Genomic DNA, 22,446 nt, shown 5'->3' with positions numbered 1-22,446 from the left:
AAAGGTTGGAGGTCAAAATCAATGAGGGTAATTGAATCATTTGGCACACAAAATATCGATGAACGGGCTGCGATGATTGATGGTACTCGACCAACACCCAACGTTGGGGAGCATGACGTTCGTGTTAAGATTACGGCAGTATCCGTTAATCCCGTCGATACCAAGTTACGCCAAGCGTTAACAAGTCAGACAGTGGGTACAATTCTTGGTTATGACGCAGTTGGACAAATTGCCGAAATTGGCAGTGCGGTTGATCATTTTGAGATTGGTGATCGTGTGTTCTATGCAGGTAGTACCGCTCGCGATGGCGCCAATGCCGAAGAACAGGCAGTCGATGCCCGTTTGATTGCACATGCTCCTGAGCGCTTAACGGATGCCGAGGCAGCAGCGTTGCCATTAACGTCATTGACGGCCAGTGAGGTTCTCTTTACTAAAATGGGTTTTAAAATGGCTGCTGACGCTAATACTGGCCAACAATTGTTAATCATCAATGGTGCTGGCGGGGTGGGTTCTGTCGCCATTCAGCTGGCTAAGTGGGCGGGATTGACTGTTTCAGCGACAGCATCACGCCCAGAAACTCGTGATTGGGTCAAAAAAATGGGCGCCACTCACATTTTTAATCATCGTGAAGCCTTGGCGCCTCAAGTGGCAGATGCAGGAATCAATTTCTTTGATGGTATCTTAATTCTGCACTCCACCGATCAGTACTTTGAAACGGCAGCAAAATTAATTAAGCCGTTCGGTCATGTCGCATCTATCGTCGAGAATCGTGAGCCATTGCCGATGGGACTGTTGAAGAATAAGGCTGCTAGTTTTGATTGGGAATATATGTTTGCAAAAAGTGATTATGGTGTCGACCTTAGCTCTCAAGGTCAATTATTGGCAAAAATCGCGGAATTGGCGGATCAGCAAATCTTGCACACGACGTTAACCGCGACGATTGATTCAGGCATCAACGCTGACAATCTGCGTGCTGCACATCAATTAGTTGAAGCCAACAAGATGGTCGGTAAAGTGGTTGTTACCGGACCGTTTAACGGCAGTGAAAAAGCCTAATTAATTTTTAAAAGTGAAAGGAAGAAAACTAAGGTGCAGTGGACAGAAGTAAGCGTAACAACGACTAATGAAGCGGTAGAGGCCGTGAGCAACATTTTAATGGATGCTGGTGCATCCGGTACTAAAATTGATGACGCAGCGGATTTTGCTGCATTGCAACCAGAATTTCCTGGTGAATTATTGGATAAACGAGATTTGCTACATTTGACTCATGGTGCTGTGGTAACCGCTTATTATCCTGAGACTATTGACCTGTCAACGATTATTCCGGTAATTAAACAACGGATTAATGAACTTGATGATTTTGGGTTGGATGCTGGACCGGCGACTGTGTTGCAAAAACCAGTTGCGGAAGCGGACTGGGCTAACGTTTGGAAAAAATATTACCATCCTGTACGTGTTACCCGTTATCTGACGGTTGTTCCCAGTTGGGAGCATTATCAGCCGGTAGACGAAAACGAAAAGACGTTAACGCTAGATCCTGGCATGGCGTTTGGTACCGGCACTCACCCAACGACGGCATTGATGTTGCAGGCGTTGGAATTAACCATTCGGGGTGGTGAAACCGTGTTGGACGTTGGTACAGGATCTGGTGTGTTGTCTATTGCAGCAAAACAGCTTGGCGCTGGCGAAGTTTTTGCGTATGACGTTGATCAAATTGCTGTAGACTCGGCTAAAAGCAACTTGGACCTCAACCCAGTTGCTAAGGATGTCCACGTGAGTGCTAATGACCTGTTAAAGGGTATTACGCAAACAGCTGATATTATTGTTGCCAATATCTTAGCCGATATTATTGTGCCACTGATTCCGCAAACATGGCCGTTGTTGCCAAAAGGTGGTCTGTTTTTAACTAGCGGCATCATTGCGAATAAGTATCCGTTGGTCGTTGGCAAACTGAGGGAAGCTGGTTATCAAATTGTCGAAACGTTGCGGCGTGGTGACTGGTATGGCATTATCGCCAAAAAGCCGGAGGTAGATGACTGATGCAACATTATTTTTTACCCCAGGATTGGCAACAAACAACTGAATTTCAGTTGGACGGAGCGACATACAAACATTTTGTTCAAGTACTACGTGCCACTGAGGGCACCGAAGCTGAGTTTGTCACACCGTTACACGAATTATTGATTGCACGACTCGTGAAACTGGATAGCGATCACCGAAGCGCGACGATGCATGTGGAACGCAAGCAAGCCGTTGATGTGGAATTACCAGTGCACGCCCGCATTATTTGTGGGGTTCCTAAGGGTGACAAAGCCGAATTAATTACGCAAAAGGCAACCGAATTGGGAGTTCACGAAATTGTTTTTGTACCTACACAATGGTCAGTCGCTTCATGGAAACAAAAGGCTGCTAAAAAGTTGGCACGATTACAGGTGATTGCGACTAATGCTGCTCAGCAATCACACCGTCTTGTGATTCCTCAATTGAAATACGCGAATTCTTTAAAGGAAGCGGCAGCAATGCCCGCCGATTTTAATCTGGTAGCCTGGGAAGAGTCGGCCAAAAAGCAAGAAACCGGTCATTTAGTTCAAACGTTTAAAAAAATACGAATTGGTCAAACAATCAATGTCATCTTCGGACCGGAAGGTGGACTAGCTGTTCAAGAAGTCGACGAGCTGACCGCAAATGGTTACGTGGCTGCAGGGTTGGGACCACGAATTTTACGAACCGAAACAGCGCCGCTGTACTTTTTAAGTGCGCTATCTTATGCCGTTGAGCTGCAAAAAGATTCAAAAAATGTAAATTAATGAAAATTAATCGTGACGCTGTACGGTAAATTGGCTATAATGTTCAACATAAATTAAAATTTGATGAAAAGCGTGGCGATTCAATGACAGGTCTGAGGGCACATAGTGGTTGGCAGTATTGGTTACTCGGTTTATTTTTTGGTGGTTTATTACCATGGCTGGCTAATGCCAGTAGCATGACCGTTTACCATAAAGTAATGTGGGTGTTGCTTGGTATTAACGGTTTATATGCGCTGGTCAGTGGCTGGCAAATTGGTCGCTCGCAACATGCCGGTTGGCGTGTTTTGATTTTCCCAGTGTTGTTTGCGCTGTTTACGTACTTTTTGAAAGACAACGCACATGAATACGCCTATTACCTTGCAGTTGGCTATGCGTGTGTTAGCTATTTTATGAGTGGTTTCCACACGGGTTTTACCACTGACCACCGTTCGCTTTCGGCTCATGCACATCAGGCTGAGACAGTTGCTGCCGGTAAATTAGCGGTTGGTCGTTAATGACTTAGATTATGTTGCTGCCAGTGTTAGGTGTTTACCTAAGACTGGCATTTTTGCTACCAATGGCTTACTGTAAGCGGTAGATTTAAGCGTAGGCATTGTTTAATTTACCTTTTCGGGTAAAATTAGGACAACAATAAATGCATTTGGGGTGAAATAATGTCAAAAGAACATATTTGGACGGCTGATGAAGTTATGGCTCAGGTCAGTTCTTACATGAATACAGAGCACGTGGCCCAAGTGCGGGAAGCATATGAGTTTGCGGCTAGGGTTCACGCTGAACAAAAGCGTCAGTCCGGTGAGCCATATATTATGCATCCAATTCAGGTGGCGGCAATTTTAGCCGATCTACGAATGGATCCAGAAACGGTTGAGGCCGGTTTTCTTCACGATGTTGTTGAGGATACGGTCGCAACACTTGATGACTTGCGCAACGAGTTTGGCAATGATGTTGCCGAAATCGTTGATGGTGTTACTAAAATTGGTAAGATTAAATATCGCTCCAACAAAGAACAATTAGCAGAAAATCACCGTAAATTATTACTCGCGATGTCACATGATATTCGTGTCATCATTGTGAAACTGGCGGATCGGCTACACAATATGCGGACCTTACAGCATCTGCGCCCAGATAAACAGCGCAGAATTGCGAATGAAACGCTGGAGATTTACGCGCCATTGGCGGACCGTTTAGGGATCAGCACCATTAAGTGGGAGCTTGAAGACTTAAGCTTGCGTTACCTCAATCCGGAACAATATTATCGGATTGTTCATTTGATGAATTCCAAACGGAATCAGCGGATTGAGATTATCAATGAAGCAATTGGCGAACTCAAAGATGCCATTAGTGATCTGCACATCAAAACGGAAGTTTATGGTCGACCAAAGCACATTTATTCCGTTTACCGTAAGATGGTTGACAAGCATAAGCAATTCGACCAGATTTATGATTTATTGGCCATTCGGGTTATTGTTCAATCAATTCGTGACTGTTACGCAGTTTTAGGTGCGATTCACACACACTGGACACCAATGCCAGGGCGGTTTAAGGACTACATTGCCATGCCTAAGGCAAATATGTATCAATCCCTTCACACGACCGTTATCGGCCCTGAAGGCAAGCCACTGGAAGTGCAGATTCGAACGGAAGAAATGCATCGAGTAGCTGAGTTTGGGGTTGCCGCGCATTGGGCTTATAAAGAAGGTCAAACGGATGAAGTTCAAGAAACCAGTAATGGCGATCGGCTAAATTGGTTTAAGCAAATCATTGAACTACAGAACAATGCGACTAACGCCGACGACTTTATGGAAGGCGTTAAGGGTGACCTGTTCACAGATTCCGTTTACGCGTTCACACCTAAGGGTGATGTACTGGAATTGCCAAAGGGTGCCGGACCGTTAGATATGGCTTATATTATCCATACGCAAGTCGGTAATCATACGACTGGGGCAAAAGTCAACGGTAAGATTGTGCCGCTGGATTCTGAAATTAAAACGGGTGACATTGTCGATATCATGACGTCACAGAATTCTAGCGGTCCTAGTCGTGACTGGGTCAACTTGGTACACACACGACGCGCTCGTAATAAGATCAAACAGTATTTCCGTAAAATGGATCGTGAAGAAAATATTGATGCTGGTCGCGACATGATTACGCATGAATTGCGCGAGCTTAATTTTGATGCTAAAGAGATCATGACAGATGCCAAATTGGAGAATGTAGCAGAACGGATGCATTATCGTTCAGCAGATGATCTGTTATCTGCCATTGGTTTTGGAGATGCTGCACCGCGCGGCGTCGCAAATCGTTTGACCTCGGACGAGCGGGCTAAAATTGCTGCCGACAAACAAGCTGAGACGGAACGTGAAATTCTTACCGATAGCAGTGAAAAGAACGAAGAAACGCAGGAAACCACTGCTAAGGCTGATGCCAAACAATCGTCCTCTGATGGGGTCATCATTGAAGGCGTTGACAATCTTCTCGTACGTTTGAGCCATTGTTGTTCACCAATTCCAGGTGACGCGATTGTCGGTTACATCACGAAGGGGCGTGGTGTTTCCGTTCACAGAGCTGATTGTCCTAACGTCAAATCGGCAGAAGAGCACGGTGAGCGAATTGTGGACGTCGAATGGGATGATCCGGAAAACAACCGGACTAACTACAACGCTGATATTGAAATTCGCGGCTATAACCGGAATGGTCTATTGAACGATGTTCTACGGATGATCAACAATACAACGAAGTTCTTGACCTCTGTGACCGGTAAAGTGGACCATAATAAGATGGTCGTCATTTCTGCGACGGTTGGTGTCCGCAATCTTGAGGTTCTTAACCATATTATGGACAACGTGAAGAATGTCCCAGATGTGTACGAAGTGCTCCGGGCAACGCACTGATCGGATTTTGGTTATTGCGTAGTCCAATTTTTGGAGGATGTAGATAATGCGTGTACTGTTGCAACGAGTAAGTCAGGCCAAAGTAGACATTAATCAAGTAACGGTTGGCCAAATAAGCCATGGGTTATTGTTGCTGGTCGGCATTGCACCATCGGATACACCGACTGAGGCAGATTATTTAGCTCATAAAATTTTGAATTGCCGTATTTTCAGCGATGACAGTGGCAAGATGAATTTGAATATTCAGGATGTTGCCGGACAAATTTTGTCCGTTTCTCAGTTCACGTTGTATGCTGACTTAGCAAGGGGTAATCGACCAGGTTTTTCCAATGCTGGTCAGCCGTCTATGGCAGAGCCATTATGGAAGTACTTTAACGAACAGCTTGCGGTGCAAGTACCTGTTGAAACAGGCAGATTTGGTGCTGATATGCAAGTGAGTTTGGTAAACGACGGACCCGTTACCTTGATGTATGAAAGAAATCACGAATAAAAATTTGAGACGATTAGTGGATTTATTGCACTGGTCGTCTTTTTAGTTCGAACCTGACTATTTCAAGGCAAAAAAAAGCCGTGATGACATTTCTGGTCACGGCTAAATTGATTTCATATACATTTATTTATTTTAAGACGATTAATAATTATCGAGTATCTGATCAACCGCACCCGCATAGGTGAGACCAAATAAGTTGAGGTGAACTAATAGATAGTAAAGACGGTAGAATGGCAACCGTTGATCAAAGCCCTTAGCAAAAGGAAAAACACTCTGATAGCCATTGTAGAAATCTTCGTTGAACCCGCCAAAGACGGTAGTGACACCAATATCAAATTCGCGGTCACCATAATAGACATCTGGATCAATTAAGACGGCACCGCCATTGTCATCAAACATGAAGTTGCCTGACCAAAAATCTCCGTGTAATAAAGATGGTAGTGGCTGATAGTCAGAATATAAGTCCAGAAAGACTTGGCGTGCTCTTTGATAATGGGCTTCTCGACTTGGATTCCAATAATGATTGACCTTGGCTAAATCTACGACAGCGTCTAAACGTTGTGTCGTGAAAAAGGTACCCCAGTCTGCTTGCCATTGATTATGCTTAGGAATTTTGCCGATGAGAAAATCGTGATCAAAACCATATTGCTGATTTGGGCTAACTCGCTGGTGAACCTTAGCCAGCGCCTCGCCAACTGCTCGTTGATTACCTGTGGTGCCTTCGTTGATCCAACTAAGGAGAAGAAAAGCGTCGCCGTCGATTTCCCCAGTTGCCAATACTTGTGGAACCGTCGCTGCTTGACCCAATAAGGTCAATCCGTCAATTTCATGCTGGAAAAAGGCTTGGGGATGGTTAGGCTGAACCTTCAAAAATTGAATGCCGTCACTCGTGTCAAGACGATAGGCCTCGTTCACATCACCACCATGAACGGCTGTCACCTGATTGATCTGATGAACTGGTAATTGTTCAAACCATGTCTTTTGTCTCATCGTACTCATCCTTTCTTAAATAGTGAGGTGTGTAATGTATTTAAAAATGATTAATTAGCATCGCTGAAATAATCGGTGAGGCCCTTGGTGATAGAGCGGGCAACCCGATAAGGATACGTGACACCGGAAATCGTTTTAAAATCATCACGGTCATTGATATAACCCATTTCCAATAAAACGGCCGGTCGCTGGTTGTCCCGAATTACTTCAAAGTTGCCGAATTCAATGCCTTTATTTGACATGGGGTAATGGTTCATTTGGCTATTCAAGGCTTTCGCCAGCTTCATCGAAATGTTTTTGTGATAATAGTAGGTTGTTAATCCTGATGATTGATTTTCTTCTGGTGATGAATCGAAGTGAATGCTGATAAAGGCGTCAGCTTTCACCTCGTTGGCAATGGCCGGTCGTGGGGCCAACCCGACATACTTGTCGCTGTCACGTGTCATAATGACGTGAGCACCGTGACGACGCAAATCTGCGGCAACTTCTTGAGCAACCTTTAAGGTGTACGTTTTTTCCATATACTTTGACGACGTTGCATCTAATGTATGGAGCGCGCCAGAATCGTTACCACCGTGGCCAGGGTCAATCACAATGGTAGCTTCAGACAGGTTAGTGGCTTCCTTCAAATTAGTTCTGCGATTAACGAGCCAACTCGCTACCCAACCCGTGTGACGATCATCGTAGCGAACGTGGTACCATAGATTTTTTTCACCGATCTTGACCAGTCGAGAATTTAGTTTGGCTTTATGAACCGTTTTATAATTAACGTTTGGTCCAGAACGCACATTCAGTTGATTGATGCTCACCGTCACCGTTTCTTCACGCGTCAGCAATACGAGTAAGACACCGAGCGTTACTGTAACAGCAATTGTTAGCAGTAATTGGAACCATCGTTGTTTCAAAAATTTCATTATCTCAATCCTTGTACAATAAAGTACATCAATTATAGCAAACTAACGCCAGAAAGGCGGGAAAAAACGTGATTCGACTTGACAGAAGGACAAAACTAAACTAAGTTTTAAACACGTAGAAATAATATTAAAACCGTTAATGAAAGATTACTAGCAGCGGCGACCCACTCAGAGAGCAAGTGGTTGGTGAAAACTTGTCCGGTCAATGTTGCGAAGACACTTTTTAGGTGGATGAAAATCCCGTCGCAGCAGACGTTACCATGAGAACTTATAAAGGTGGTACCGTGCGTAAAGCGCCCTTGATGATGAACATTCAGGGGCGTTTTTTTATGCTCTGATAAATGGTTTATATTAAATTGCACTGGAGGCAAACACATGAAATATCAACGACCAAAAGGCACGGCCGATATTTTGCCGGGAATGTCGGAAAAATGGAGTTATGTAGAAGATACAGCACGACTATTATTTAACGATTATCAATTTCATGAAATTCGCACACCAATGTTTGAAAACTTTGAGGTGTTTTCACGATCAGCTGGTGATACCAGTGATGTTGTCACCAAGGAAATGTATGATTTCCATGATAAGGGTGATCGCCACATTGCGTTGCGGCCAGAGGGAACGGCCGGCGTCGTTCGAGCCTACGTTGAAAATAAACTTTACGCACCCGAACAAGAAAAACCATACAAAGTTTTCTACATGGGACCAATGTTCCGATATGAGCGTCCCCAAACGGGCCGTAGTCGTGAGTTCCATCAAATCGGGGTTGAATCATTTGGTAGTGATTCGCCAGCAGTTGATGTTGAAATCATGGCAATGGCAATGGATTTCTTTAATCATCTCGGTTTGACGAATCTAAAACTGGCTGTGAACTCTTTGGGCGATAAAGAAACTCGCGCAGCTTACCATCAAGCACTAGTTGATTACCTTGAACCCCATTTCGATGACCTCAGCGAAGATTCGCAGTCACGTTTACACAAGAACCCGTTGCGGGTGCTGGATAGTAAAGATAAAAAAGATCAGGAAATCGTCGCCAATGCACCGTCGATTCTCGATTTCATGACACCAGATGCCCAAAAGCATTTTGACACCGTTAAGGAAATGCTCGAAGCATTAAAAATTCCGTTTGAAATTGACTCAACGATGGTTCGCGGACTTGATTATTACAACCACACCATCTTTGAAATTGAAACGAATTCACCAGCGCTCGGTCATGGTTGGATGACCATTTGTGGTGGTGGCCGTTATAACGGGTTAGTCGAAGAACTTGGCGGACCAGAAACACCTGGATTTGGTTTTGGTATCGGGATGGAACGGTTGCTGCTCTTACTGGACAATTTAGACGTTACGGCGCCAATCAGCAATCCATTGAATGCTTACGTCGTTGGCATTGGTGAGGAGACCAACGTTGAAACATTGAAGCTGGTTCAAGCAATTCGACAGGCAGGATTCAGCGCCGATCGTGATTACTTGAATCGCAAACCAAAGGCACAGTTCAAGACCGCCGATCGCCGTCAAGCCGAATTCACCATTACAGTTGGTGCTCAGGAACTGGAAAGTCAAACGGTTCATTTCAAGAGTATGCGAACAGGTGAAGAGACAACATTACCAATGGATGCCATTTATCAAGACTTCGCTAGCGTATACGATAAGTATTCGGAAGAGTAGAGTGATGCCGAAGCCCTGGTAGAAGTCGAGCAATAACGTGGAAGACGACACATTCGGTGGTTTTCCGAATGAGCTGGCTTTCGGGTTATGCGCAGGCTTCTGGGCATCAGGTGCACGTTAAGAGTGATGCCGAAGCCCTGGTAGAAGTCGAGCAATCAGAAGGAGAGCGAGAGAAATATGGAACGAACGCAATACGCAGGTTTAATTGACGAAAGTTATGAAGGTCAGCAGGTTACCCTGTTTGGCTGGGTTCAAAAACGGCGTGATTTAGGTAAGCTGATTTTTATCGATCTACGTGACCGTGAAGGACTAGTTCAGTTAGTATTCAGTGCCGCAAACAGTGAATCTGCTTTAAATTTAGCGGAACAGATGCGTAGTGAATATGTCATTAAGGTCAGCGGGGTTGTTAAGGCCCGCAGTGCCAAAGAAGTTAACCCAGACATGAAGACTGGGAAAGTTGAAATCGAAGTTAGTGATGCAACTATCTTGAATAAATCCAAAGTGCCGCCATTCGATATTGCAGATGGTGTTGAAGCTTCTGAGGATTTAAAACTGAAGTATCGCTACCTCGATTTGCGCCGGCCAGAAATGCAACGTGGCTTAATTTTGCGGAGTAAGATCACGCAAGCGGTTCACAGTTACTTTGATGAAAATGGCTTCATTGACATTGAAACGCCAGACTTAACAAAGTCAACGCCAGAAGGTGCACGTGATTATCTTGTGCCAAGCCGGATTTACCCTGGTCACTTTTATGCGTTGCCACAGTCACCACAGTTGTTCAAACAGCTGTTGATGGGTGCCGGTTTTGATCGTTATTATCAATTGGCCCGTTGTTTCCGGGATGAAGACTTACGTGGTGACCGTCAACCTGAATTTACTCAGATTGATATGGAAACAAGCTTCATGAGCCAGCATGACATCATGGATATGACTGAAGGCTTAATTGCCCGCGTTATGAAGAACACGTTGAATTTAGATGTTAAGTTGCCATTCGACCGGATTACTTGGCAAGAATCTATGGACCGGTTTGGCACGGACCAGCCTGATTTGCGGTTTGGGATGGAGTTAAAGGACATCTCTGACATCGTGAAAGGCAGTTCTTTCAAGGTCTTCAGTGGTGCTGTTGAAAATGGCGGCCAGGTTAAGGGAATCGCGGTACCTGGTGGTGCAGACCATTATTCACGTAAGCAAATTGATGCCTTTACTGATTACATCAAACGTTTTGGTGCCAAAGGTTTGGCTTGGGCCAAGGTTGGCGCTGATGAATTCAGTGGTCCTGTTGCCAAGTTTGTTAATGACCAGTACAACGAAATCACGACTGCGATGGATGCTCATGAAGGCGACTTATTGCTGTTTGTAGCTGATCGTAGCAAGGTCGTTGCTGACAGTTTGTCATATTTGCGGGTAACGATTGCTAAAGAATTAAACATGATTGACCCTAAGAAGTTTGCTTTCCTTTGGATCATCGACTGGCCGTTGTTTGAATATGACGAAGGGGATCAACGTTGGGTACCAGCGCACCACCCATTCACCATGCCAAACGAAGGTGACGAGCACTTCTTAAATGAGGGTGAGAATCCTTATGAAGCTCATGCTCAAAGTTACGATATCATTTTGAACGGTTTGGAACTCGGTGGTGGTTCAATCCGTATCCACACACGTGAATTACAAGAAAAGATGTTGAAGGCGCTAGGATTTACACCTGAACGTGCCAATGCTCAGTTTGGCTTCTTACTAACCGCGTTGGATTACGGTTTTCCACCGCATGGTGGTCTGGCAATCGGCCTTGACCGGTTTGCACGACTTTTGGCAGGTTCTGACAACATTCGTGAAGTCATTGCCTTCCCGAAGAACTCGAAGGCTACTGAACCAATGACCGAAGCCCCAAGTCCAGTTGCTGACAAACAATTGGAAGAATTGTATCTGAATGTTACAAAGCAGGACAAAGAGTAAACAATTTTGTAATTGCCAGATGCCGCTTACGGTTGCCAACAGTGACACGCTTCAGCTAATTTGATTTATTGCGACTGGCAACAGTAGTTTGCTCAATATTTGACTACGACGGCAGTATAAAACTGTTTGTATTTCGACATTTTGTTCATATTTCAAAAAAACTTAGCGATGGCAGTTTTTTACTGCTTTCGCTAAGTTTTTTATATCCAGCGCCACACATGACAAAAGGTTAAAGACAATTGAATTTCAGTATTTTGATTAATAAGCATTCAGTTTCACAATAATGAATCTTGTTGTGGTGAGCTACAGGTGTGTGATTTTCATGTCAAAAGGAGTGGAGCCAGTGAGAGACATAGTTTCTTGTCGACAACACTTATGGCCTGCATTTTGGCCATGTAGTGTTGTGGGACGACTTCTGAGATGCGAACTTCAGCTCAGAATCGAGGATGAAAACCGCGGGTTTGGCGGGTTGAATCCGGTCCTCATGAAACGGCGTCTCTCACTGGCGGAATGGTAGTTATTTTTATTTAATTGTTTAAAAGGTTGAACGTCAGCTTTTCAAGAGATGTGAGCGAATTTATTAACACCGGATTATGTTGCTTGATTGTGTGAAATTCTTTACAATAGTGATGGCAGTCGTCATGAACGATATTGCACAAATGACGATTAAGTTTACCGAAATAGAAGGGATCTTCAACATGAATAAATATATTGCTTTAGTTGGAACCAATTCGGATAAATCAACAAACCGTGAATTGCTCCAATTTATGAAGCGACACTATGCTGATCAGGCCGACATTGAAGTGGTAGAAATTAAGGGCTTACCCGTCTTTAATAAACCAGACAACATGAAAGTGCCTGATGCAGCCTTGGCCATCGCTGATAAGATTGATCAGTCAGATGGTGTCATTATCAGTACACCTGAATACGATCATTCTGTTCCAGCAGCTTTAATGAATGCACTTGAATGGTTATCTTACGGAATTCATCCATTTGTGGACAAGCCGGTGATGATTACCGGTTCCTCGTATGGTTCACTTGGCTCTTCACGGGCTCAAGGCCACTTGCGCATTATTTTGGACTCACCAGAGTTGCGGGCCCGCATTATGCCAAGTTCAGAATTTTTGCTGGATCATTCTTTACAAGCGTTCGATGACGACGGAAATTTGTTAGACCAGGAAAAGTTGAGCAAACTTGATGGGTTGTTTGCTGATTTCCAAACATTTGTTGGTTTGGCTAAGCAGCTTAACCACGCAACAAGTATCAATCGCCAAGAAGCTAGCGACTATTCTTGGGATAAACAGTAACGTGACTCAAGCGAGTGATTAGGAGACGACAAATAATGAAACTTGTAGGAATTGCCGGTTCGGTAGCGGACCATTCTTATAACCGGATGTTGCTGAAGTTTATCGCAAGCCACTTCAGCGACACGGTTGACTTGGAAATTTTAGATATTAACGATGTGCCAATGTTTAATCAAAGTGATGATCAAACAGATAGTGAACCAATTGCCTACCTGACGCGAAAGATTAGTCAGGCAGACGGGGTTATTATTGCGACACCAGAACATAATCACACACTCACGGCTAGTTTGAAGAGTGTGATTGAATGGTTATCATTCAATGTTCACCCATTTTCAGACAAACCTGTGATGATTGTTGGTGCTTCATACTATGATCAAGGTTCTTCGCGGGCACAATTGATGCTTCGCCAGATTTTGGAATCACCTGGCGTTAATGCCATTGTTATGCCTGGTAATGAATTTCTATTGGCAGATGTTAAGCAGGCCTTTGATGAAAACGATAACTTGAAGGATGCTAACACCGTTAAGTTTCTTGGCAGTACATTAGATAAGTTTGTTAAGTTTGTAAGGGTGATCAATATGCTAAATGAACCTCAACCAACCAGCGCTGAAGACGAAGACTTAACTGCTTCTAGCAAGATCGACACGACTGTCGAAGGCGTTGATATGGGTGCTGATGACTGGGTCGAACAGGCCGCTAAAAAGGTCAATGCCGTCGAAGGTGATACGTACGTTAAACTTGATCGTGGCCTTTTAACGGTTGATCAGCTGAACGCGTTCTTAAACTCAATGCCAATTGAATTGACGTATGCAGACAGTAACAATCAGTTCATTTACTATAACCACATGCTGCCTGCTGATAAAATGTTGGCACCACGGACACCGGCTCAGGCGGGCGATCCAATGTCAATGGTTCACCCGGCTCGTGCTGTTAAGCATGTTAAGGAAGTTATTCACATGTTGCGGACTGGCCAAAGAGACGAAATTAAGATGCCTGTGCCAGGTAACGGACCAGACAAGTATATTTTGCATGCTTATCGTGCGATGCGCGACAGCGAGAATAAATATCTTGGGATTAACGAATACGTTGAAGATTTAATGCCAATGATCAAATGGTACTTGGCTAAGACCGGTCAGAAGTTAGTTGACGATCCAGATGCCGTAACCGGTGCATCTGCAGAAACGACTGACGCATCTACAGGGGCCTCGTCAGCCGATGAACAGACCGTTGCTCCGGTAGCAGCCCCAGCAACGCCTGAAACTGATGCTAGTACCGGAGCATCCGAAGATGAGGAAGAACCAACGTCAGTAGCAAGTGCTGAACCAATATCAGCATCGACTGAAACAGCGGCTGATTCCGAACCTGATGATGTCACTGGCGCTTCAGAAGACGAATAGTTTGTTTTCATTTAAGCTATTCCAATCCAATACACATTGACAAACGCTTTTATTAAGCACAAATAAATACCGTTCATTCGTTTCTACAGATCAAAGATGATGTGTAGGAGAATGAGCGGTATTTTTGACGAGACATTTTAATTAAGGTTGATAACTGACTGTTTTAAGGATGTCAACGGAACGTTGTTTGCCAGTTTTAGTCACTTCATGGCCACGTAATTGCTGTCCATGCGTGCCAACTTTTGCGGTTACGGTTTTGGGTTGTATTGACCAGCCTTTTGATGTGATATGAACTTTGTAGGTAGCCGGAGTGAGCGGTTGACCATTCTGAGTCAAAGCATTTGTTGACCACGCTTGGGATTTAACCGTTACATCATCGCCCACAATTGCGTCACCATGACTAATGGTGACATGTAACTTTGTTTGATCAGGTAAATTTGTTGATCCTTTTAGCTGTACGCGACCCTTGTTATCCACATTAAAGTGAAGCTTGGTACTAACGCTAATGGTTGGTTTGCCCTTGCTTGTACTTAACCAAGTTTCGCCCACACCGGGATTTGAAGACGCAGGCGCCATGCCAGCAATTGTCCAAACAACGATACAAACGAGGCTTAAAACAATCGCCAGAATGGTTTTAGTTCGTTTTTGCCAGGGACCGAAACGGAACATCACGTAGATTCCAGCCGGAAAGAAAATGATGGTTAGCACAATCCCGAACCACGGTTCTTTATAAAATTGATTTGCTTGCGTATTCATGAATACCTCCGGGTTAGTCAATTGTTTAAGTATACCATCAAACGCCGGTGGAAACGGTTTCCACCAAAAAAAGCGGCGATAAAAAAAGCGCCAGCGTGATGGGTTTGTTATAATTGGGGCACATTAAGACAAAGGACATTATTTTATGAATGATTTGCAGCAATTAATTGAACGACACCAGTATACGGGTCGGGTTGGAACAGCATTTATTTATTCGATCTGTGTCTCAATCGCCCTAAATTTCTTTTGGAATCCCGGTCATATCTATTCTTCAGGAATTACAGGAGCGGCCCAGCTGGTCCATACGTTGTCAACACGGTATCTTGGCGTGGACCTTGGCATTGGCGAACTACTGTTTTTGCTTAATATTCCACTGTTCATTTTGGCGTGGATTAAAATTAGTCATCGATTTACGATTTTTACAATCATTGCCGTCGGGATGTCAACCGTGATGATTCGGGTGTTACACCCCGTAACCTTAACAACTGATCCGATTATTTGTGCGATTTTCGGTGGTGCTGTCAATGGTTTCGGTACCGGCTTAGCATTACGTTACGGAATCTCTACCGGTGGGTTGGATATTTTAGGGATTGTGATCCGTCGGGCAACGGGCCGTAAGATGGGCACTATTAACATGACTTTTAATGCCTTCATCATTGTTGCTGCGGGATTTGTGTTTGGCTGGCCATACGCTTTTTATTCAGCAATCGGTATCTTCGTGAACGCGCGGGTTATGGATATGGTGTATACCCGTCAACAGCGGATGCAGGTGATGATTATTACGGACCGGCCAAAAACGGTCGTGGATTCGGTCCAACATCACATTCGACGTGGTATTACTATCGTGCATGGTGCTGAGGGGGCTTACAAGCACAATAAGAAGTCGATTTTATTTACAGTTATCTCTGGTTATGAAGTTGGTGAGCTGCAGGAGGCCATTAACGAATCGGATCCCAATTCATTTGTATCACTGAGTAATATTGTCAGGATTCTGGGGAATTTTTATGAGCCAAGGTTGTAGAAATTAGATGCTAAAGTTCGAAGGGAGAAAATGATGTTAGTTGGGTCGCACGTAAGCATGAGTGGTAAAAAAATGTTGTTGGGTTCTGCTGAAGAAGCTGCAAAATATGGTGCCAATACATTTATGATTTATACAGGGGCGCCACAAAACACGCGCCGCAAGCCAATTGAGGAATTAAATATTGAAGCCGGTCACACGTTTATGACGGCACACAATTTGGATCACATTGTTGTCCATGCTCCCTATATTGTTAATCTTGGCAATACGTTTAAAGCGGAGAGTTTTGCGTTTGCCGTTGATTTTCTCAGGGAAGAGGTCAAACGTGCGGACGCACTGGGGGCAGAACAGATTGTCTTGCATCCAGGTGCTCACGTAGGTGCAGGTCCGCAAGCTGCCATTCAATCAATCATTAAAGGCTTAAATGAGATTCTGACGCCTAATCAGCATGCTCAGATTGCCATTGAAACAATGGCTGGCAAAGGCACCGAAGTTGGCATTACGTTTGATCAAATTGCTGAAATGATTGATGGCGTCACGCTAAACGATAAGCTGTCTGTCTGCTTTGACACTTGTCACACCAGTGATGCGGGCTATGATATTAAGGGTGATTTTGATGGTGTTATGAACGACTTTGATAAGATTATTGGTTTAGATCGATTAAAAGTTATTCACTTAAATGACTCGAAAAATCCTCAAGGGGCGCACAAGGATCGCCATACTAACTTAGGATATGGTACGATTGGTTTCGATCGTTTGAATCAAATTGCTCACGATGAACGATTTGTTAACGTGCCAAAAATTATGGAAACGCCATATGTTGCCGTTGATCCTGAAAACAAGCCAAAGGATAAACGAGCACCATATGGCTACGAAATTGCTGAATTAAAAGCTGGTAAGTTTAATGATCATCTTGTTAGTGACATTGCAAATGACCTGCCTTATGATAATTTTTTAAATTAATCGCATTTTTCTGAAATAAATTGGCTCGAATAATTGACGAAGGTCAAAGGTTTCTGTATACTTCTTTAAGGACAGTTAAGTGCAGAACGTACAAAACCGTTACTAAACGCTCGAAGGGAGGGGATTTCAAAATGGCAAAGACAGTTGTTCGCAAGAACGAATCCTTAGATGATGCTCTCCGGCGTTTCAAACGGACCGTTTCGAAGAACGGGACCCTTCAAGAATACCGCAAACGGGAATTCTATGAAAAGCCAAGTGTTAAGCGTAAGCTTAAGTCAGAGGCTGCGCGTAAGCGTAAGAACAAGAAGAGTCGTTTCTAATTGTGAAAGTGAACGTCAGCTTAGGCTGGCGTTTTTTTCTGTCCAAGAAGCGGTATACTACATTCAGTGACTGAATAATTTGGAGGTATGAGAAATTATGGATTTGTTATCCCAATTGAATGAAGATCTGAAGACGGCCATGAAGGCTCGCAACAAATTAGAATTAAACGTTATCCGTTCATTGAAGACAGGTGTCATGAACGAAAAAATCGAACTGGGTCACGATTTAACACCTGACGAAGAAGTTGCGGTGGTCTCTCGTGGGCTAAAACAGCGCAAGGAATCATTGACCGAATTTGAAAAGGCAGATCGTCAAGATTTAGCAGATGATACCAAAGCAGAGATTGCGATTGTTGAGAAATACATGCCCGCTCAAATGAGTGAAGATGAAATCAACAATGTTGTTAAAGAAACTGCACAACAAGTTGGCGCAACAAGCAAGGCCGACTTTGGTAAGCTAATGGGTGCCATAATGCCTAAAGTTAAGGGCAAGGCAGACGGCAAGCTGGTTAACCAGGCAGTTAAAAACCTGTTAAGTTAATCAAGATTGTAACGAGGTTAAAGAACAAAGTTTAATTGGAGCAAGTGATTATGGAATCCTTATTCTCGTATTTGGGAATGGGGATTTTTTGGATTGTTCAGTTAAAAAGAAGGTTGTAGTGACACCAGTTCTAAGCGTCGCAGAATGTTTGTGCTGGTGGTTGATTATGATAAAATAGAGATTGTACAGTGCTAGCTAATTACAATCTAGGAACTTCAATGTTGCTGTCAGTTGCTTAACAGTCAAATGAGGCATACGGTCGATAACATTGACGGCCCAAGGTTCATGTGAATGAATTATGGGTAAAAAAGATATGAGATAGGCGACCAAAAAGCAGCTTTAAAAGATGTCTGCATGCGGTAATGAGTAGCCATTCACGGTCTTTAGACATAAATCAAAAATAAAGAGAGTAACATCAAAGGAGCGAAACATCTTTGGCAGAAAACCAGTTTGCATTTGAACGACAGTTCCGTTTGTCCACACCGGATTTGGAAGCCGGCCTAGTTGGCGCTAATGACGCCAATTTACGCTTGCTGGAAGAGGGTCTGAATGTTAATATTCACGCCTTTGGCGATACAATTACCGTATCCGGGGATGACGAGCAGTCCGTGGATCGCACAATTAAAATTATTGATAATCTGGTTCAGTTAATTAAGAGTGGTATTACGTTAAACAGTACCGATGTCGTGTCAGCAATGAAAATGGCAGAACGTGGTACATTAGAATATTTTCAGGACTTGTACAAACAGACGCTGATTAAGGATGATCATGGACGCGCAATTCGGGTCAAAAATTATGGTCAACGTCAGTACGTTCAATCGATTAGCCATAACGACATTACGTTTGGTATTGGACCAGCTGGGACAGGGAAAACCTTCTTGGCAGTGGTAATGGCCGTTGCCGCTCTGAAACGAGGGGATGTTGAAAAAATCATCCTAACACGGCCCGCTGTTGAAGCTGGTGAAAGCCTTGGCTTTCTGCCTGGTGATTTAAAGGAAAAAGTTGATCCGTATTTACGTCCAATCTATGATGCGCTTTATCAAATTCTCGGTTCAGAGCACACACAGCGATTGTTAGACCGAGAAGTGATTGAAATTGCGCCACTTGCTTATATGCGTGGTCGTACTTTGGATTCAGCGTTTGTTATTTTAGATGAGGCTCAAAATACGACTAATGCGCAGATGAAAATGTTTTTAACCCGTCTGGGATTTGGTTCAAAGATGATTGTGAACGGTGATATTTCCCAAATTGATCTGCCACGGGGTAAACATTCTGGTCTTGTTGACGCTCAGAATTTGTTGCAAAACATTAATCACATTGGTTTTGTATCATTTAATGCGGATGACGTGGTTCGCCACCCAGTCGTTGCCAGCATCATTAACGCCTATGAAAACCAGCCTACGCAGGACTAACCTAATGAAGAGTTAGTTCAGTTCACAGATACGGTCAGATAATCAAATTAACGGAGTGAAGAATAAACATGGATCTTGAGATAGTTGATCAAACAGAACAAGGCGTGCCCGAAGAACGGGTAACGATGGTTCGTGAAATCCTCGAATTTGCCGGAAAGACAATTAAGTTACCAGAGAATACGGAAATGTCCTTAACGTTTATGAATAATGAGGGGATTCGGAAGTTGAATCGCGAATATCGTGGTGTCGATAAAGCAACGGACGTGATCAGCTTCGCAATCGAAGAGGATCCGGACGATGAAGATGAGATTGTCATGGACGATGAGTTACGTCAGGAAATTCCGATGAATATTGGGGATATCATGATTTCCGTTGATAAAGTTGCGGACCAAGCAGAATATCTCGGGCACTCTTACGATCGCGAATTAGGTTTCTTAGCGGTTCACGGCTTTCTGCATTTAAACGGATATGATCACATGGAACCAGCGGATGAAAGAGTGATGTTTGATTTACAACGAAAGATCTTGGACGATTATGGCCTCACCAGATAAGCATCAAACAGAGAAAAATCATCATTTTATTCAGGCGTTTCATCACGCCATGGATGGTATTATTGGAACCATTCATAATGAACCTAACATGCGCTACCACCTTATTTTTGCGTTGGCGGCGCTGTTGTGTGGTTTGATTTTGCAAATTACACGAATGGATTGGCTATGGATTACGTTGGCCATTTTTACCGTTATTCTGGCAGAATTTGCGAACACTATCGCCGAGTCTCTGAGTGATTTAATCACCCATGGTCAGTATGATCCATTAGCCAAGCAGGTTAAGGACGTTGCTGCTGGTGCGGTGGTGGTTGCCGCCTTGTTTGCAGTGATTACGGGATTGTTAGTTTTTGGCCCGAGAATTTGGAGTTTGATTTTGAATTAAAACACATGGTGATGATACTAAATAGCATCATAGTATAGTTAAGGAGAGCACTAAATGACGCAAGAACAACAAGCATTTCATTCCGGCTTTGTGGCGATTGTTGGTCGGCCAAATGTCGGCAAATCCACTTTTTTGAACCGTGTAATTGGTCAAAAAGTTGCGATTATGAGTAATGTGGCCCAGACGACCCGAAACAAAATTCAGGGTATTTACACAACGAATAGTGAACAGATTGTCTTTATTGACACACCGGGAATTTTCAAGCCATCGAGTAAGCTGGATGAGTTTATGGTCAATTCGGCCATATCGACATTGAACGAAGTTGACGCCGTTTTATTCATGGTTAATGCACAAGAAACACGCGGTGCGGGCGATAATTACATTATTGACCGATTAAAGGACATCCATAAGCCAGTTTATTTAGTGATTAACAAAATTGATCAGATTCACCCAGATAAATTATTAAGCGTTTTAGAGCAATACAAGGATGCTCTCGAGTGGAAAGAAGTGTATCCAATTTCCGCTTTGCAAGGTAACAACGTAGATGAATTTTTGGGTCAGCTTTCCAAAGACTTACCAGAAGGACCACAATACTATCCTGAGGATCAAATAACGGATCATCCGGAGCGATTTGTCGTCGCAGAACTTGTTCGTGAAAAAGTGTTACAGCTAACTCGTGATGAAGTGCCGCACTCTGTCGCGGTTGAAGTTGAATCGATGAAACGTGAGTCACGTCCGGGGAAGCGAGCTGATGGTCAGCCCAATGAACTAGTTCATATTGCAGCAACGATTATTGTGGATCGAACCTCACAAAAGGGCATTATTATTGGTAAAGGCGGCAAGATGTTGAAAGAAATTGGTTCACGTGCGCGTGCTGATATTGAGCCACTGCTTGGCGATCGCGTTTATTTGGAGTTGTGGGTCAAGGTGGTTCAACACTGGCGGGACAAACCTTCCGCGCTAAGGGAATACGGTTATAAATCACAAGACTATTAGTGGATGTTTGAGCAGTAAGATTGTGTTCCAAAGGTAAGTGACACAAAGGCACCTCATTCCCAGCCTCGGGAATAGGGTGTTTTTGCATTAACACTCATTATCCAGACAGAATTTTGTCATAGTTTCATTCCGTGTTATTTTTCACTTTTACTTTCGAGTCAGATATGTTAAAAGCATTGACAATGACCGTTACTGCTGGCATTTAATTTAGGAGTTGGGAGGCGCAATGTGGCAACTTATCAGAACACACAGTTTCAAGGCATCGTGATGTATGCGAATGATTATCGAGAACGCGATCAGTTGATTAAGATTTTTACTGGCGAATATGGCAAAAAAATGTTCTTTATTAAGAATGGCAAACGCCGCGGCATGCGTCTCCATAGTGCTCTTTTACCCTTTACAGTTGGAACGTATGTCGGCAATGTAAACGATCAGGGACTTAGTTTTATTAACGCAGCTAAAGAAACGGCACAACTGCAACAGATTCGCGCTGACATCAATAAAAATGCATATGCAACATATATTTTAGGATTGGTCGATGCAGCCTTTCGGGATGGCCAAATAGTGCCAGATTGGTTTATGGAGACTAAGAATGCGTTGACACTCATTGATGACGGGCTTGATGAGCAAATCATTACCAACATTATTGAAATTCAATTGTTGCGGGCCTTCGGGGTCGCCCCAGAATTGCAACGATGTGCCGTTTGTGGGCGGACAGATTTGCCGTTTGACTATTCTGAAAAGCTTGGTGGGTTAATTTGTGCCAATCATTTTGATCAAGATAGTCACCGTCTACATTTGGATGCACGGACAATCTTTTATTTACGCCAGTTTTCTGTCATCGATTTGGCCAAAATCACCACAATTAATGTGTCACCAAGAACGAAGCGAGGATTGCGGCGAGTACTAGATTTGATTTATGAGAATAGCGTTGGGATTCATTTGCGTTCCAAACGTTTTATTGACCAAATGGCGACATGGGAAGATCAGTTAGCAGCTCGTGGTCAACAGTTGAAACAACGTCACCAGGCGGCGTTAAAAACTGATGACAAAAAATCCGATCTGAGTGCGAGTCAAGGTGTCAATGACGAAA

General features: G+C 43.7%; 21 protein-coding genes and 1 pseudogene. 19 read left to right on the top strand and 3 right to left on the bottom strand.

The features are described 5' to 3' along the window. Positions 1-21: 21 nt before the first annotated feature. The 6 genes from LROSL1_RS07225 to dtd all read left to right on the top strand — a co-directional run bounded on the left by LROSL1_RS07225 (position 22) and on the right by dtd (position 6,188). Complete coding sequence (locus tag LROSL1_RS07225; RefSeq protein ID WP_178914200.1) at positions 22-1,056, top strand: zinc-binding alcohol dehydrogenase family protein; 1,035 nt, start codon at positions 22-24, stop codon at positions 1,054-1,056. 33 nt (positions 1,057-1,089) lie between these two features. After that, positions 1,090-2,040, top strand: coding sequence for a 50S ribosomal protein L11 methyltransferase (prmA, locus tag LROSL1_RS07220; protein WP_178914199.1), 951 nt, complete (start codon positions 1,090-1,092; stop codon positions 2,038-2,040). After that, on the top strand, positions 2,040-2,807 hold the full coding sequence (locus tag LROSL1_RS07215) for an RsmE family RNA methyltransferase (RefSeq protein WP_017261965.1): 768 nt from the start codon (positions 2,040-2,042) through the stop codon (positions 2,805-2,807). Before prmA ends, LROSL1_RS07215 begins: the two co-directional genes overlap by 1 nt. A gap of 83 nt (positions 2,808-2,890) precedes the next feature. Then, positions 2,891-3,301 carry a hypothetical protein gene (locus tag LROSL1_RS07210; protein WP_017261964.1) on the top strand — a complete coding sequence of 137 codons (411 nt, stop codon included), beginning with the start codon at positions 2,891-2,893 and terminating at the stop codon, positions 3,299-3,301. A 159-nt stretch (positions 3,302-3,460) separates the two neighbouring features. Continuing rightward, a complete protein-coding gene (locus tag LROSL1_RS07205) occupies positions 3,461-5,698 on the top strand; it encodes a RelA/SpoT family protein (protein ID WP_178914198.1) in 2,238 nt (745 codons plus the stop codon). A 46-nt stretch (positions 5,699-5,744) separates the two neighbouring features. Further along, positions 5,745-6,188, top strand: coding sequence for a D-aminoacyl-tRNA deacylase (gene dtd, locus LROSL1_RS07200; protein WP_178914197.1), 444 nt, complete (start codon positions 5,745-5,747; stop codon positions 6,186-6,188). 141 nt (positions 6,189-6,329) lie between these two features. Here the strand turns inward: dtd and LROSL1_RS07195 are convergent, their stop codons facing one another. Together LROSL1_RS07195 and LROSL1_RS07190 are read right to left on the bottom strand one after the other, a co-directional pair. Continuing rightward, positions 6,330-7,178, bottom strand: coding sequence for a fructosamine kinase family protein (locus LROSL1_RS07195; protein WP_178914196.1), 849 nt, complete (start codon positions 7,176-7,178; stop codon positions 6,330-6,332). Positions 7,179-7,228: 50 nt separating this feature from the next. After that, complete coding sequence (locus LROSL1_RS07190; protein ID WP_017261960.1) at positions 7,229-8,092, bottom strand: N-acetylmuramoyl-L-alanine amidase; 864 nt, start codon at positions 8,090-8,092, stop codon at positions 7,229-7,231. A 375-nt stretch (positions 8,093-8,467) separates the two neighbouring features. Here LROSL1_RS07190 and hisS point away from each other — a divergent pair, with 375 nt between their 5' ends. From hisS to LROSL1_RS07170, 4 genes are all read left to right on the top strand, one after another. Next, positions 8,468-9,760, top strand: a complete 1,293-nt coding sequence (hisS, locus tag LROSL1_RS07185) for a histidine--tRNA ligase (protein ID WP_178914195.1) — start codon at positions 8,468-8,470, stop codon at positions 9,758-9,760. Between the two features lie 177 nt (positions 9,761-9,937). Further along, positions 9,938-11,713: an aspartate--tRNA ligase gene (aspS, locus tag LROSL1_RS07180; RefSeq protein WP_178914194.1), complete on the top strand. Its 1,776-nt coding sequence runs from the start codon at positions 9,938-9,940 to the stop codon at positions 11,711-11,713. Between the two features lie 698 nt (positions 11,714-12,411). Continuing rightward, positions 12,412-13,020, top strand: coding sequence for an NADPH-dependent FMN reductase (locus LROSL1_RS07175; RefSeq protein ID WP_026017152.1), 609 nt, complete (start codon positions 12,412-12,414; stop codon positions 13,018-13,020). Between the two features lie 35 nt (positions 13,021-13,055). Then, complete coding sequence (locus tag LROSL1_RS07170; protein ID WP_178914193.1) at positions 13,056-14,414, top strand: NADPH-dependent oxidoreductase; 1,359 nt, start codon at positions 13,056-13,058, stop codon at positions 14,412-14,414. 141 nt (positions 14,415-14,555) lie between these two features. Here LROSL1_RS07170 and LROSL1_RS07165 read toward each other — a convergent pair whose 3' ends face one another. Beyond that, positions 14,556-15,170, bottom strand: a complete 615-nt coding sequence (locus tag LROSL1_RS07165) for a hypothetical protein (protein WP_017261955.1) — start codon at positions 15,168-15,170, stop codon at positions 14,556-14,558. Between the two features lie 145 nt (positions 15,171-15,315). On the opposite strand from LROSL1_RS07165, the gene LROSL1_RS07160 reads away from it, so the two are divergent. The 9 genes and pseudogenes from LROSL1_RS07160 to recO form a co-directional block, all read left to right on the top strand. Continuing rightward, the gene (locus LROSL1_RS07160) at positions 15,316-16,191 is read left to right on the top strand and encodes a YitT family protein (protein WP_017261954.1); all 876 of its coding nucleotides are present in this window, start codon (positions 15,316-15,318) and stop codon (positions 16,189-16,191) included. Between the two features lie 33 nt (positions 16,192-16,224). Continuing rightward, complete coding sequence (locus LROSL1_RS07155; RefSeq protein ID WP_017261953.1) at positions 16,225-17,151, top strand: deoxyribonuclease IV; 927 nt, start codon at positions 16,225-16,227, stop codon at positions 17,149-17,151. Positions 17,152-17,282: 131 nt separating this feature from the next. Further along, the gene (gene rpsU / locus LROSL1_RS07150; RefSeq protein ID WP_017261952.1) at positions 17,283-17,471 is read left to right on the top strand and encodes a 30S ribosomal protein S21; all 189 of its coding nucleotides are present in this window, start codon (positions 17,283-17,285) and stop codon (positions 17,469-17,471) included. Between the two features lie 97 nt (positions 17,472-17,568). Next, positions 17,569-18,012, top strand: a complete 444-nt coding sequence (locus LROSL1_RS07145) for a GatB/YqeY domain-containing protein (protein WP_178914192.1) — start codon at positions 17,569-17,571, stop codon at positions 18,010-18,012. A 434-nt stretch (positions 18,013-18,446) separates the two neighbouring features. After that, on the top strand, positions 18,447-19,424 hold the full coding sequence (locus LROSL1_RS07140; protein WP_017261950.1) for a PhoH family protein: 978 nt from the start codon (positions 18,447-18,449) through the stop codon (positions 19,422-19,424). Positions 19,425-19,492: 68 nt separating this feature from the next. Beyond that, on the top strand, positions 19,493-19,975 hold the full coding sequence (gene ybeY, locus LROSL1_RS07135; RefSeq protein ID WP_178914191.1) for an rRNA maturation RNase YbeY: 483 nt from the start codon (positions 19,493-19,495) through the stop codon (positions 19,973-19,975). Next, a complete protein-coding gene (locus LROSL1_RS07130; protein ID WP_017261948.1) occupies positions 19,959-20,357 on the top strand; it encodes a diacylglycerol kinase family protein in 399 nt (132 codons plus the stop codon). Before ybeY ends, LROSL1_RS07130 begins: the two co-directional genes overlap by 17 nt. A gap of 54 nt (positions 20,358-20,411) precedes the next feature. After that, positions 20,412-21,353: a GTPase Era gene (gene era / locus LROSL1_RS07125; RefSeq protein ID WP_178914190.1), complete on the top strand. Its 942-nt coding sequence runs from the start codon at positions 20,412-20,414 to the stop codon at positions 21,351-21,353. Between the two features lie 228 nt (positions 21,354-21,581). Further along, positions 21,582-22,346: pseudogene (gene recO / locus LROSL1_RS07120) on the top strand (DNA repair protein RecO); the annotation flags it as partial. Between the last annotated feature and the right edge of the window lie 100 nt (positions 22,347-22,446).

Source organism: Furfurilactobacillus rossiae (genome assembly GCF_013394005.1).
Taxonomy (GTDB): Bacteria; Bacillota; Bacilli; order Lactobacillales; family Lactobacillaceae; genus Furfurilactobacillus; species Furfurilactobacillus rossiae.
The sequence above is the reverse complement of the archived record's forward strand: the minus strand, read 5'-3'. Positions and strand labels throughout refer to the sequence as shown.